Raw genomic sequence first — 13,063 nt, 5'->3', positions numbered from 1 at the left:
GCCCATGGCGCTGTGGATGGCGGGCCGTTTTGTCCGCCACTGCACGCTTTCTTGCGCGCGTCGGCATCGCGTGCGCGCCATGCCGCTAGCATGGGAGTGATATGGCACGCAGCGGGGTTGTCATGCATGCAATTACAACAGCGACAGACATGGCCGCGGAACTGGCGGGCTGGCTGCGCCTGCAGCATCTGCCCGGCGTGGGGCCGGCGGCGGCGCGCGCCCTGCTGGCCAGCTTCGGCTTGCCGCCGCAGATCTTTGCCGCGCCGTTCGAGGCCTTGCGCGAGGTGGTGCCGGCCGGCGTGGCGCGCGCCATCGCGCAGCCGCCCAGGGCGCTGGCCAACAGCCAGCTGGCACTGACCCTGCAGTGGCTGCAGCGCCCCGGCAATGCCGTGCTGACCCTGGCCGACCCCGCCTATCCGCCCTTGCTGCTGGAAATTGCCGATCCGCCCCTGTTGCTGTATGTGCGCGGCCGCGCCGAACTGCTGTCGCGCCCGGGCGTGGCCATCATCGGCAGCCGCAATGCCAGCGCGCAAGGCATGCAGAACGCGGCCGCCTTCGCGCAAGCGCTCAGCGCGGCGGGCCTGACCATCATTTCCGGGCTGGCGCTGGGCATCGACACGCATGCCCACGAAGGCGGCTTGCGCGGCGTGGGCGGCACGGTGGCCGTGATCGGCACGGGCGCCGATCTTGTCTACCCACGACGTAACCTTGATCTGGCGCAAAGAATCGCCGAATACGGCTGCATCGTCAGCGAGTATGCGCTGGGCCTGCCCGCCATGCCCGGTAATTTCCCCAGGCGCAACCGCCTGATCAGCGGCCTGGCGCGCGGCGTGCTGGTGATCGAGGCGGCCGCGCAGTCGGGCTCCCTGATCACGGCGCGCCTGGCCGGCGAGCAGGGGCGCGACGTGTATGCCTTGCCCGGCTCCATCCATGCCACCCTGGCGAAGGGCTGCCATGCGCTCATCAAGCAGGGCGCCAAGCTGGTCGAGTCGGCCGATGACGTGCTGCAGGAGCTGCAATGGCTGAGCGGCGTTCCCGGCGCGCCACTGGCAATGGAAGCCGACACGCCGCTGCTGGCCGCGCTGGGCCACGATCCCGTCGATGCCGATACCCTGGCCGCGCGCAGCGGCCTGGCCATGGGAGAACTGATGGGGGAATTGCTGGCGCTGGAACTGGCGGGCCGGGTGGAACGCGTGCCGGGAGGACTGTTTCAACGCTGCAAATGACAGCTTGTCACTTGTGTGGCGGCCACGCCGCACGGCCGCCCTTTGTCGGTGCACACCCTTGTGCGCCAGCGAACTTAGCTGCTAGAGTAGAGCCATGTTCGATATCCTGGTGTACCTCTACGAGACTTACTATCGCCCCGATGCCTGCCCCGAGCCGGCAGTCCTGGCGCGCAAACTGTCGGCTGTCGGTTTCGACGACGTGGAGATTTCCGAAGCGCTTGTCTGGCTGACGGACTTGAACGCCATGGCCGGCGTCGAGCAAACTCTGACGGCCAGCTCCACGGGCACGCGTTTTTACGTGCAGCAGGAAAGCGACGTGCTGGGCACGGCCGCCATCGGCTTCATCCAGTTCCTGGAAAGCGCCAAGGTGCTGTCGCCGCTGCAGCGCGAGATCGTCATCGAACGGGCGCTGGCGCTCGACGAGGCGCCCGTCTCGCTGGGCAAGCTGAAAGTCATCGTGCTGATGCTGCTGTGGAGCCAGGGCAAGGAACCCGATGCGCTGATGTTCGACGATCTGTTCGTCGACGATGAAGACTTGCCTCCACGCCTGTTGCACTAATATAGTATCGTCATAGGCTGCCGCCGCAGCCGCTTGCCCGACCCTGGCGCCGCTGCCGCGCCATCCCCTTTACCATGCAATCAATAATGCAGCCTTGGCGCGCACGCTTGACAATTGTGTTTGCGCCTGCGCATTCTTGCTTGCAGATAACTTGCTGAATTCTTCAATAGGCGCTTATCATTGGCCGCTTGACAAGACCACAAGTCACAAGCCATTGCGCAGACAAAAGCGTCGGCGCCTGGCAATGCACTGTATGATGCGCATGCTGAAACTATCCTAGAGCATTTTTCGAGACTAAAAAATATGACAAAAACCCTCATCATCGCCGAGAAGCCTTCTGTCGCGAACGATATCGCGAAGACGCTTGGCGGCTTTACCAAGCACGATGAGTACTTTGAATCGGATGAATACGTCCTGTCGTCGGCGGTTGGCCACTTGCTGGAGATCGCCGTACCGGAAGAATTCGACGTGAAGCGCGGCAAATGGAGTTTCGCGCACTTGCCGATGATTCCACCGTATTTCGCGCTCAATCCCATCCCGAAGACGGAAGCGCGCCTCAAAGTATTAAACAAGCTGATCAAACGTAAAGACGTTTCCACCCTCATCAATGCATGCGATGCGGGGCGAGAAGGCGAGCTGATTTTCCGCCTGATCGCGCAAAACGCCAAGGCCAAGCAGCCGATCAAGCGCCTGTGGCTGCAGTCGATGACGCCGGGCGCCATCCGCGACGGTTTCGCGCACCTGCGCAGCGACGAAGAAATGCTGCCGCTGGCCGACGCGGCCCGCTGCCGTTCGGAAGCCGATTGGTTGATCGGCATCAATGGCACGCGTGCCATGACGGCGTTCAACTCGAAAGAGGGCGGTTTTTACCTCACCACCGTGGGCCGCGTGCAGACGCCGACCCTGTCCATCGTGGTCGAGCGCGAAGACAAGATCAAGAAATTCGTGCCGCGCGACTTCTGGGAAGTGCGCGCCGAATTCGTCTGCGCTGCCGGCATCTATGAAGGCCGCTGGCTGGACACGAAGTTCAAGAAGGACGAGAACGATCCCGAGAAGCGCGCCGAGCGCCTGTGGAGCAAGGCCGCTGCCGACTCGATCGCCACCGCCTGCCGTGGCCGCCAAGGCACCGTCACGGAAGAATCGAAACCGACCACCTCGATGGCGCCGGGCCTGTTCGACCTGACCAGCCTGCAGCGCGAAGCGAACTCGCGTTTCGGCTTCTCCGCCAAGAACACCCTGGGCCTGGCCCAGGCCCTGTATGAAAAACACAAGGTATTGACCTACCCGCGTACCGATTCGCGCCACCTGCCGGAAGACTACATGCCGACCGTGCTGCAGGCGCTGGAAACGGTGAAGGACAACAGCAACTACCACCAGTTCGCCAAGCAGATCATCGACAAGGGCTGGGTCAAGCCGAACAAGCGCATCTTCGACAACACGAAGATCTCGGATCACTTCGCGATCATCCCGACGACGATCGCACCGAAGAACCTGTCCGAGCCGGAACAGAAGCTGTACGACCTGGTCACGCGCCGCTTCATGGCCGTGTTCTTCCCGCCTGCGGAATTCCAGGTCACCACGCGCTACACGGAAGTGTCCGGCCATCAGTTCAAGACTGAAGGCAAGGTCATGACCAATCCGGGCTGGCTGGCCATCTACGGCAAGGAAGCGTCGACGGACGCCGACAAGGAAAGCAATGGCAACGGCAACCTGGTGCCCGTCGCCAAGGGCGAAAAAGTGCAGACGGAAAGCGTCAGTGCCAACGGCCTGGTGACGAAACCGCCCGCGCGCTTCACGGAGGCGACCTTGCTGTCGGCCATGGAAGGCGCCGGCAAGCTGATCGACGACGACGAGCTGCGCGATGCGATGGCCGGCAAGGGCCTGGGCACGCCAGCGACGCGCGCGGCCACCATCGAGGGCTTGCTGACGGAACGCTACCTGATCCGCGAAGGCCGCGAACTGATTCCGACGGCAAAAGCGTCGCAGCTGATGACTTTGCTCAAAGGCCTGGGCGTCAATGAATTGACGGCGCCGGAGCTGACGGGCGAGTGGGAATACAAGCTGTCGCAGATGGAAAAAGGCAAGATTTCGCGCGAAGAATTCATGCGCGAAATCGCGCAGATGACGCAAATTATCGTCAAGCGGGCCAAGGAATACGATAACGACACGATTCCGGGCGACTACGCGACCCTGGAAACGCCATGCCCGAACTGCGGCGGCGTGGTGAAGGAAAACTATCGCCGTTTCGCCTGCACCAAGTGCGAATTCTCGATGAGCAAGACACCGGGTTCGCGCCAGTTCGAAATCGCCGAAGTGGAACAATTGCTGAAGGACCGCACCATCGGTCCGCTGCAAGGCTTCCGTTCGAAGATGGGCCGTCCGTTCGCCGCCATCCTGCGCATCGTGCGCGATGAAGAAATCAAGAACTTCAAGCTGGAATTCGATTTCGGCCAGAACGACGAGAGCGAAGATGGCGAAGGCGTCGATTTCACGGGCCAGACGCCCGTGGGACCTTGCCCCAAGTGCAACGCCGGCGTGTACGAAATGGGCCTGGCCTATGTGTGCGAGCACAGCGTGGCCAAGCCGAAGACGTGCGACTTCCGCAGCGGCCGCATCATCTTGCAGCAGGAAATCTTGCCGGAACAAATGGCAAAACTGCTCAACGATGGCAAGACGGACCTGTTGCCAGGCTTCGTATCGCAGCGTACCCGCCGCCCGTTCAAGGCTTTCCTCGTGCGCGGCAAGGATGGCAAGGTGAGCTTCGAGTTTGAAGAGCGCAAGGCCAAACCGGGCGCCAAGACGAAGGCAGCCGCCGCCGAGGCCGAAGGCGAAGAGGGCGCGGCGCCAGCGAAGAAAACGGCCGTCAAGAAAGCGGCGGCCGTGAAGAAAGCGCCGGCGAAGAAAGCGGCTGCCGTGAAAAAGCCGGCTGCCAAGAAGGCGCCGGCGAAGAAGGCAGCGGCAGCGGCGGAGTAAGCGGCCGCGGCATCTGCCAGCGTCAAAAAGCCAGGGATCGCTCCCTGGCTTTTTTTTCAGCTGAGGTCAGTCCCTTCCGGATCGGAATACGCTCGATTGGAGCGTATTCCCCCGTCGGGTCAGACCGGACCTGCTGCGGCTGGCTCCACCAGCCCCATTTCCCTGAGTACTTCATGGGCCGAGCGGAAGGCGTCGATGGCCAGCGGCATGCCGCAATACACGGCGGCGTGCAGCAGCACTTCCTGGATTTCCTGCATGGAGGCGCCATTGTTGACGGCGCCGCGCACGTGGCCGCGCAGCTCCTGGGCGCGGCCCAGGGCCGTCAGCATGGCGATGGTGGCCAGGCTGCGCGTTTTCAGGTCCAGGCCGTCGCGGCACCAGGTCGTGCCCCAGGCGTTACGCGTGACAAATTCCTGCAGCGGCGCCGTGAAGGCGTCGACCTGGGCAAAGGCGCGCTCGACAAAGGCGTCGCCCATCACTTGTTTGCGCATGCGCAAACCGTTTTCGAACTGTTCATCCATGCCGCGCTCCCTGTGGAAGATACTCTCCAGATACTAGCGAGCGGGCACAAGGCGGTCAAGTGCGGCCGGGTGTTTAGTCCAGGTAATCGGAATACTCGCGCTGCGCGTAGTTTTGCAGCTTGGCCCACGGCTGCGCCTTGCTGACGGTCGGCTGCAGCTTGACGTCGACCCGGCGGTAGAAGGTATTCGCGCGGTCGCCGCTCTCGATGAGCAGGGGAATCTGCTTTTGCTCATCCCACAGGATGCGCTGGAACACGCCATTCTTTTCCACTTCGCGCCAGCGCGCGCCTGGCACGTTTGACGCCTGTTTGCTCAGCGGCATGGCGGCCACCAGCTTCGGGTCCAGCAGATAAAAACTGTTTTCCCAGGAGCCGTCGAAATTGACGTTTTCGTATTCCGCTTTCGGGATGGAGACGACGATCTTGTCGTGCGCATCGATGTATTCCACGCGTACCGTGTTCTTTTCCAGCATCACGTGGCGGGGAATCAGCACGGGGTTGAAGTGTTTGTGTTCATGCTGCGTGGCCGCGGTCGAGGTTTTCAGCGCCACTTTCCTGTTCTCACCATGGCTGTGGCCGGCATGCGCGTCGGTGGCCGGCGCCAGTACCCGTTCGACCCACACGTGGCCGGGCCGGCGCAGCATTTTTTCCTCGTAGCGGCTTTCGCGCGTCACGCCTTCGGGCGTCAGGACGCGGCTGTAATAGGTGATGCCCAGGTCCAGGTCGGCAGGTGCGGCGGGAGCGGCCTGGGCTGTGCCAGCGAAGCCGGCGGCGAGAAGGATGGCGATCAGGGTCGGTTTCATGGTGCTGCCTTTATTGTGCAAAGGGGGCGGAGGGCCTGTGCCATCCGCCCCGGAGGGGTTACCGTGTAGATGCAGATCAGAAGCCGAAGGCTGCTTTCAGCAGGTCAAACACCTTGGTGTTGTCCAGGGTGCCCTTGAAGGCCTTGGCGCCGGCGCCCGTGGCCAGCAGCTTGACGTCGCCGCCGCCGTGGGTTTCGCTGGCCAGGCGCACGCCTGTTTCTTGCAGGTAGTTATCTTTCAGGGCCGTGGCGCTGTCGATATTGGTGCGCAGGTCAGGACGGTTCGGGCCGTTGCCAAACACCAGGGTGGTGTAGGTATTGCCATCGGCATCCTTGCTAGGCTGGTTATCCTTGTAGCCGCGGTTGATGTCGAGGATAGGATTGCCGCGCTTGCCGTAGCCGTTGAACGCCAGGGTGTGGTCATGGTCGGCCGTGACGACGATCAGGGTGTTGGCCAGCGTCGGATCGGTTTCCTTGACCTTGGCGATGGCCGCCTTGATGGCGTCGTCGAAGGCGATGGTATCCGTCAGGGCGCGTTTGGCGTTAATGCCGTGCAAGGCGTGGTCGATGCGGCCGCCTTCGACCATCAGGAAGTAGCCATTGGTGTTTTTCGACAGCAAGTCCATGGCTTTCAGCGTCATGTCCGTCAGGCTAGGCTGGGTCGCGCCTTCGCCCAGTGGCGGCGTAGCGGTGCGGTCCAGTTCATATTCCAGGTGGCTGCGGGTGCTGTACAGACCGATGAACTTCTTGCCGCTCTGCGCCGCCGCCATTTCCGCTTTCGTCGCGGCCACGGTGTAGCCCTTGGCGGCAAACTCCGTCAGCAGGTTGCGGCCATCGGCGCGGCCGTATTTGTTGCTGGCCGACCATGGCGTGAAGTGGTTGCGGCCGCCACCCATCAGCACATCGACGCCGTCGCCCAGGGCGGCGTTGTAGCCTGCGCCGCCCGGCACCGTTTGCGCGGCAATCGCGTATTGCGCATTGCGGTTGCAGATGTGCGAGAAGGTCGTTGCCGGCGTGGCGTGCGTCAGTTCCGTGGTGGTGATGGCGCCCACGGCCTTGCCCTTGGCTTTCGCCAGTTCCAGGATGGTCGGCACGGTCTTGCCGCCGGCCGGGCAGTTATCCACGCCCAGGTTGCCGTTGGCATCGCGGCTGGGTTCCTTGGCGATGGTGTCCTGCGCCATCGAGATGACTTCATTGTTCATCTTGACGCCGGTCATGTAGGCGGCCATCGAGGGCGCGCTGTCCGTCGTTTGCGCATCGTTCGAGAACGTCTTGATGCGCGCCGTGCGCTCCAGCGTGTCCATCGTCAGGCTGCCGTCTTCCTTGTACTGGTAGATGCGCGCCGCCGTCACGACGGAGGGGCCCATGCCGTCGCCGAGGAAGAAGATGACGTTCTTGGCGTCGGCGGCGTAGGCGCCGTTGGCAACGCTGGCGGCCACGAGCGTGGTCAACAAGGAGAGTTTCAATGCAAGTTTCATGTGCTTGTCCAGTTCTGATGTCTTGGTGATTACAGACCGCCGGCGGTCTTGACCAGGCCGAATACTTTGGTGTTGTCGATGGTGCCCAGGAAGGTTTCCGAACCCTTGCCGATGGCGCCCAGGAAGACGTCGGTGCCGCCGTGGGTTTCATTGCCGGCCGAGGTGCGGATCACGGCTTCCTGGTGGTAGCTGTTGGCGCTGGTGACGGTTTCGTCGAGGCTGGCCATGGCGGCGCGGCTCGATTGCGTGCGGTTCTCGCCATTGCCGAAGCCGATGATCGAATATGGTGCGCCGTCCAGGTCTTTTTCGACCGCGCCGGTGACGTAGTTTTTCACCACGCCCAGCACGCCCGCGTTGCCGGCAGCCGTCTTGCCCGTGCGCTTGGCGTAGCCGTTCAGCACCAGGGTGTGGTCATGGTCGGCCGTGACGACGATCAGGGTATTGGCCAGGGTCGGGTCGGTGAGCTTGGCCTTGTCGATGGCGGCCTTGATGGCGTTGTCGAAAGCGACCGTGTCCTGCAAGGCTTTCTTGGCCGTGGTTTCATGCAGCGCATGGTCGATGCGGCCGCCTTCGACCATCAGGAAGTAACCCTTCTTGTTTTTTGCCAGCACGTCCATGGCCTTGGTGGTCATTTCCGCCAGGCTAGGCTCCTTGGCCGCATCGCGGTCCAGGTCATAGCTCATGTGGCTGGACGTGAACACGCCGAACAGGCGGTCCGTCTTGGCAGGATCGACGGCCTTGAAGTCGGTGGCGTTGTTGGCGACGGTGTAGCTCTTGGCTTTCAGCTCGGCGATCAGGTCGCGGCCGTCGGAACGCTTGCCGCCGTCCTTGAATTGCGTGAAGAATTGCGCGCCGCCGCCCAGGACCACTTCCAGGCCGGTGGTGCCCAGGGCGCTGTTGTAGCCGGTGCCGCCCGGTACCAGGGCTGCGGCGATATCGTTTTCCAGGTCGCGGTGGCAGATGTGCGAGTAGGTGGCCGCCGGCGTGGCGTGCGTCACGCGCGCCGTGCTGACGACGCCAGCGGCGAAGCCCTTGGCCTTGGCCAGTTCCAGCAGAGTGGTGGCGGGCGTGCCGTTGCCGGTGCCGCATTTGTTGACCAGCTTGTTGTTGTTCGCGTCCGTGCCCGGATCGATGGCGACCGTGTTGGCCGACATGGAAATGACTTCATTGTTCATCTTCACGCCGGTCATGTAGGCGGCCATCGACGGTGCGCTGTCGGTCACCTGCGCATCGTTCGAGAAGGTCTTGACGAAGGCCGTTTCCGGCAGGGTGTCCATGGTCAGCGCACCCTCTTCGCCTACCGAATAGATGCGCGCGGCCGTCATGGTGGTCAGGCCCATGCCATCGCCGAGGAAGAAGATGACGTTTTTCGGTGGGGCTTCCGCCACCACGTCGTCTTTTTTGCTGTCGCTGCCGCAGGCAGCCAGCATCAGGGTGATAGCGACGCTGCAGCCAGCGACGGAAATTTTTCTGCGTGTCATGTGGTTCATCCGGCTAGGTTTGAAAGAGCTGGCAAGATAGCAATCCAATGTGACACCCTCATGACGATGTGTCATGTTATGCGACGCTGCTATGCCATCGCCGTGCCTGTGGCTTTAGCGTACGTATCCGGTGGAAAAATACACTGTTGCGTGCAAGGCAGCCTGCCTGGCCGTGTTCGACATCGGTGGATGGCACGCTGATTACGCCGAAATAAGCAACAAACTATTGCGGAATATCCGGTTTTTCTACCGGATTGAGCAACGTAAGATGCCTGCATCCCCATTCTTTGTGAAGGCGCACCATGTTCTCCCCATCCATTCCCCGCGTTCTCGTTGCCACCCTGTTTGCCGCCGCTGCCGCTTCGGCCGCCGCTGCCGCTCCCTTGACCCTGGAGGTATTCAATCCGGGCGAGGCAGCCATCTTCCCCGTCGCTTCCGTGCTGGTGGCGGGCCAGCACGATGCCGTGCTGATCGACGCGCAATTCTCGCGCGCCGAAGCGCAACAGCTGGTGGAAAAGATCCGCGCCAGCGGCAAGAAACTGACGACGGTGTACATCAGCCACAGCGACCCGGATTTTTATTTCGGCCTCGACGTGATCAAGGCGGCTTTCCCGCATGCCAAGATTGTCGCCACGCCAGAGACGGTGGCGGAAATCCGCCGCAAGGCGGACGCCAAGGTGGCGTACTGGGGCCCGATCCTGAAAGACAATGCGCCAAAAAGCATCGTCATTCCACAAGCCCTGAAGGGCAAGCGCATCACCCTGGAAGGCCAGTCGCTGACCATCTCGGGCCCGACGCCATCGCGCACCTATGTGTGGATTCCGTCGCTCAAGGCGGTGGTGGGCGGCGTGGTGCTGTTCAGTAACTTGCACGTGTGGACGGCCGACACGCAGAGCGTGCAATCGCGCCAGGACTGGCTCAAGACCCTGGACGGCATCGCCGCCCTGAAACCCGTCACCGTCGTGCCAGGCCACTTCAAGGTGGGGTCACCCCTGACGCCGGACAGCATCGGCTTTACGCGCGACTATCTGGTGACGTTCGAGGCGGAAACGGCAAAGGCGGCCAACTCCGCCGCCCTGATCGAAGCGATGAAGCAGCACTACCCGGCACTGGGCCTCGACGGCGCCCTGGAAACGAGCGCCAAAGTGGCCAAGGGTGAAATGCAATGGTAAGCGGCAAGCAGGAGCACGCCATGGCCACCTTGCGCTACATTTTCGATCCCCTGTGCGGCTGGTGCTATGGCGCCGCGCCGCTGGTCGAGGCGGCCCGCGCCGTGCCTGGCCTGCACGTGGCCTTCCACGGCGGCGGCATGATGACGGGCAGCAATCGCCGCCAGATCACGCCCGCCTGGCGCGGCTATGTGCTGCCGCATGACCAGCGCATCGAGCAATTGTCCGGCCAGCCGTTTGGCGATGCCTACCTGAACGGCTTGCTCAACGACACCACGGCCATCATGGATTCCGGGCCGCCGATCACGGCCATCCTGGCGGCAGAGACGCTGGCGGGCAGAGGCCTGGACATGCTGCACCGCTTGCAGCGCGCCCATTACGTGGAAGGCTTGCGCATCGCCGACCTGCCCGTGCTGGCGGAGCTGGCGCGGCAACTGGGCATGGATGCTGCCGCCTTCGAGGCCGCGTATGCGCAGCAGGCGGGCGCGGCCACGCAGCAGCACATCGCCGCCAGCCGCGCCCTGCTGGCGCGGGTGGGCGGGCAGGGCTTTCCCACGTTCGTGCTCGACGATGGCGCGGGCACCTTGTCCGTCATCGACATCGGCGAATTCCTGGGCCAGCCCGCCAGACTGCAAGCCAGGCTGGGCAGCCTTTGTGGCGCTGGTGGCTGTGCCTTGTAAAGCTATATTGTAAATATCTATCGAATCGATAAAATCAATTAGCTTTTCCTTTGTTGTTGCGCTCGTTACACTGTTTGCATCAGTCAACAACGAAGGAAAAGCAGCCATGAGCCAACAGCCGCCATTCAGCACCGCGTCGGGCATACCCGTCGCCGACAACCAGAATTCCATCAGCGCCGGCCCCCGTGGCCCGTTGCTGCTGCAAGACTTCCACCTGATCGAAAAGCTCCAGCATTTCAACCGCGAGCGCATCCCCGAGCGCGTCGTGCACGCCAAGGGTTCGGGCGCCTACGGCACCTTTACCGTCACGCACGATATCTCGCGCTACACCAAGGCCAGATTGTTTGCCGAAGTGGGCAAGCAGACGGCGACCTTCGCCCGCTTTTCCACCGTCGGTGGCGAACGCGGCAGTGCTGACACGGAACGCGATCCCCGCGGTTTCGCCCTGCGCTTCTATACGGAAGAGGGCAACTGGGACCTGGTTGGCAACAACACGCCCATGTTCTTCATCAAGGACCCGATCAAGTTCCCCGATTTCATCCACACGCAAAAGCGCGATCCGCAGAGCAACCTGAAATCGGCGGAAATGATGTTCGACTTCTGGAGCCATGCGCCGGAAAGCCTGCACCAGGTCACCATGCTGTTCTCGGACCGCGGCACGCCGGATGGCTACCGCCACATGGATGGCTTCGGCAGCCACACGTATAGCCTGATCAATGCCGATGGCCAGCGCGTGTACGTAAAATGGCACTTCAAGACGCGCCAGGGCATCAAGAACCTGTCTGCCGCGGAAGCGGGCCGCATGGCCGGTGCCGACCCCGATTACGCCCAGCGCGACCTGTTCGGCGCCATCGAACGGGGCGAGTTCCCCCAGTGGGACGTCAAGCTGCAGGTGGCAACGCAGGAGCAGCTGGATGCATGGGAGCAGCGCACGGGCTGGAACCCGTTCGACTTGACGAAGGTCTGGCCACATGCGGACTTCCCGCTGCTGCCGGTCGGTATTTTCGAGCTGAACCGCAACCCGGAGAATTACCACGCGGAAGTCGAGCAGGCCGCCTTTTCGCCGGGCAACGCCGTGCCGGGCATGGGCTACTCGCCGGACAAGATGCTGCAAGGCCGCTTGTTCGCCTACCACGATGCCCAGCTGTACCGGGTCGGCACGAATCACCAGCATCTGCCCGTGAATGCGGCCCGCTGTCCCTTCCATAACCAGCAGCGCGATGGCGCGATGGCGATCAACAATGGCGGCGCGGCGCGCAACTATGCCAACGTGGCGGCGGCAGGCAGCGCGCCGCAAGGGCTGGGCAACGGCGAACCGGCGCTGGCGCTGGACGGCGGCGCGGCGCGCTACGATGGCCGCGGCACGGAAGACGATTACACGCAGGCCGGCAACCTGTTCCGCTTGCTGACGGCGCAAGGCAAGCAGAACCTGTTTGACAACCTGGCGGGACCATTGAGCCAGGTGCGTCCGGAAACCCTGCAGCGTCAGCTGGGGCATTTCGACCAGGCGGACCCGGCCTACGGCGCCGGCGTGCGGGCGGCGTTGACGGCGCGTGGCGTGGCCCTGTAATTGTCTGTTGCAGGCGGAGCTAGCGTGTTCCGCCTGTTTGATGCAGCACAAATCAGAGCTTGATATAGCTTGATATCAAATATTGCCTTGTGGACATATTTACCTTCCATGCGTAGACTTGTCAGTCTGATGACCGCGCCGCCTTCCTGGCAGCGTCCTGACTAGAAAGTCTTGCAATATGAACATGGCGAAGCTGTCGGTGCATGGGGACGACCCCACGCTCAAATCCATCCTGGAAGTCTTGCCCACCGATCCGGAGCGCGAATGGCGCAAGGGCGAGCCGAAGGGAGCGGGCCGCGTGTATCTCGATTCGGGCTTTGAAGTGCTGATCGCGCAAGCGTCCAAGTCGCAAGTCCTGCCGTCGCGCGTGCGCAGCTACCTGGCCGAATGCCGTTCGCGCGGCGTGACGTTCACCATGCCGCGCATCGTGGCCGAATTGCAGCTGGAGTTGAATGGCGACGACACGGTCGACGCACCGCTGGACCTGTCCCTGGCTGACATGCAGCATCTGACGGAGATGGGCATCAGCCTGAGCTTGGTGACCCGGCCCGCGGCAGCCTGAGATCTGCATGCTGTGACATAGGAATGGCCGCCCGGCATATCCC

At 62.7% G+C, this 13,063-nt stretch carries 11 protein-coding genes; 7 read left to right on the top strand and 4 right to left on the bottom strand.

Going from position 1 to position 13,063, the window contains the following annotated elements; translation table 11 throughout:
• Positions 1-122: 122 nt before the first annotated feature.
• The 3 genes from dprA to ACZ92H_RS27200 all read left to right on the top strand — a co-directional run bounded on the left by dprA (position 123) and on the right by ACZ92H_RS27200 (position 4,758).
• Positions 123-1,226: a DNA-processing protein DprA gene (gene dprA / locus ACZ92H_RS27210; RefSeq protein WP_465051717.1), complete on the top strand. Its 1,104-nt coding sequence runs from the start codon at positions 123-125 to the stop codon at positions 1,224-1,226.
• 94 nt (positions 1,227-1,320) lie between these two features.
• Complete coding sequence (locus ACZ92H_RS27205; RefSeq protein ID WP_034749287.1) at positions 1,321-1,785, top strand: Smg family protein; 465 nt, start codon at positions 1,321-1,323, stop codon at positions 1,783-1,785.
• 303 nt (positions 1,786-2,088) lie between these two features.
• Entirely contained in the window at positions 2,089-4,758 is a 2,670-nt protein-coding gene (locus ACZ92H_RS27200) for a DNA topoisomerase III (RefSeq protein ID WP_465051716.1), read from the top strand.
• A gap of 119 nt (positions 4,759-4,877) precedes the next feature.
• Here the strand turns inward: ACZ92H_RS27200 and pcaC are convergent, their stop codons facing one another.
• The 4 genes from pcaC to ACZ92H_RS27180 form a co-directional block, all read right to left on the bottom strand.
• Complete coding sequence (pcaC, locus tag ACZ92H_RS27195) at positions 4,878-5,279, bottom strand: 4-carboxymuconolactone decarboxylase (RefSeq protein ID WP_465051715.1); 402 nt, start codon at positions 5,277-5,279, stop codon at positions 4,878-4,880.
• 73 nt (positions 5,280-5,352) lie between these two features.
• Positions 5,353-6,081 (bottom strand): hypothetical protein, encoded by a 729-nt coding sequence (locus ACZ92H_RS27190; protein WP_465051714.1) that lies wholly within the window; start codon positions 6,079-6,081, stop codon positions 5,353-5,355.
• Between the two features lie 76 nt (positions 6,082-6,157).
• Positions 6,158-7,558, bottom strand: coding sequence for an alkaline phosphatase (locus ACZ92H_RS27185; RefSeq protein WP_131376599.1), 1,401 nt, complete (start codon positions 7,556-7,558; stop codon positions 6,158-6,160).
• Between the two features lie 29 nt (positions 7,559-7,587).
• A complete protein-coding gene (locus ACZ92H_RS27180; protein ID WP_131376596.1) occupies positions 7,588-9,039 on the bottom strand; it encodes an alkaline phosphatase in 1,452 nt (483 codons plus the stop codon).
• A gap of 302 nt (positions 9,040-9,341) precedes the next feature.
• Here ACZ92H_RS27180 and ACZ92H_RS27175 point away from each other — a divergent pair, with 302 nt between their 5' ends.
• The 4 genes from ACZ92H_RS27175 to ACZ92H_RS27160 all read left to right on the top strand — a co-directional run bounded on the left by ACZ92H_RS27175 (position 9,342) and on the right by ACZ92H_RS27160 (position 13,020).
• Positions 9,342-10,211: an MBL fold metallo-hydrolase gene (locus ACZ92H_RS27175; protein WP_465051713.1), complete on the top strand. Its 870-nt coding sequence runs from the start codon at positions 9,342-9,344 to the stop codon at positions 10,209-10,211.
• Between the two features lie 20 nt (positions 10,212-10,231).
• The gene (locus ACZ92H_RS27170) at positions 10,232-10,888 is read left to right on the top strand and encodes a DsbA family protein (protein ID WP_465051712.1); all 657 of its coding nucleotides are present in this window, start codon (positions 10,232-10,234) and stop codon (positions 10,886-10,888) included.
• A 106-nt stretch (positions 10,889-10,994) separates the two neighbouring features.
• Entirely contained in the window at positions 10,995-12,458 is a 1,464-nt protein-coding gene (locus ACZ92H_RS27165) for a catalase (RefSeq protein ID WP_465051711.1), read from the top strand.
• 178 nt (positions 12,459-12,636) lie between these two features.
• A complete protein-coding gene (locus ACZ92H_RS27160; RefSeq protein ID WP_131376583.1) occupies positions 12,637-13,020 on the top strand; it encodes a hypothetical protein in 384 nt (127 codons plus the stop codon).
• Positions 13,021-13,063 lie beyond the last annotated feature (43 nt).

This window comes from Janthinobacterium foliorum (assembly GCF_978021625.1).
This window is presented reverse-complemented; position numbering and strand designations above follow the sequence as displayed.

Bases quoted from the DNA above. Each gene is read 5' to 3' on its own strand.
- dprA (WP_465051717.1), top strand. From the start codon at position 123: ATGCATGCAATTACAACAGCGACAGACATGGCCGCGGAACTGGCGGGC.
- ACZ92H_RS27205 (WP_034749287.1), top strand. From the start codon at position 1,321: ATGTTCGATATCCTGGTGTACCTCTACGAGACTTACTATCGCCCCGAT.
- ACZ92H_RS27200 (WP_465051716.1), top strand. From the start codon at position 2,089: ATGACAAAAACCCTCATCATCGCCGAGAAGCCTTCTGTCGCGAACGAT.
- pcaC (WP_465051715.1), bottom strand. From the start codon at position 5,279: ATGGATGAACAGTTCGAAAACGGTTTGCGCATGCGCAAACAAGTGATG.
- ACZ92H_RS27190 (WP_465051714.1), bottom strand. From the start codon at position 6,081: ATGAAACCGACCCTGATCGCCATCCTTCTCGCCGCCGGCTTCGCTGGC.
- ACZ92H_RS27185 (WP_131376599.1), bottom strand. From the start codon at position 7,558: ATGAAACTTGCATTGAAACTCTCCTTGTTGACCACGCTCGTGGCCGCC.
- ACZ92H_RS27180 (WP_131376596.1), bottom strand. From the start codon at position 9,039: ATGACACGCAGAAAAATTTCCGTCGCTGGCTGCAGCGTCGCTATCACC.
- ACZ92H_RS27175 (WP_465051713.1), top strand. From the start codon at position 9,342: ATGTTCTCCCCATCCATTCCCCGCGTTCTCGTTGCCACCCTGTTTGCC.
- ACZ92H_RS27170 (WP_465051712.1), top strand. From the start codon at position 10,232: ATGGCCACCTTGCGCTACATTTTCGATCCCCTGTGCGGCTGGTGCTAT.
- ACZ92H_RS27165 (WP_465051711.1), top strand. From the start codon at position 10,995: ATGAGCCAACAGCCGCCATTCAGCACCGCGTCGGGCATACCCGTCGCC.
- ACZ92H_RS27160 (WP_131376583.1), top strand. From the start codon at position 12,637: ATGAACATGGCGAAGCTGTCGGTGCATGGGGACGACCCCACGCTCAAA.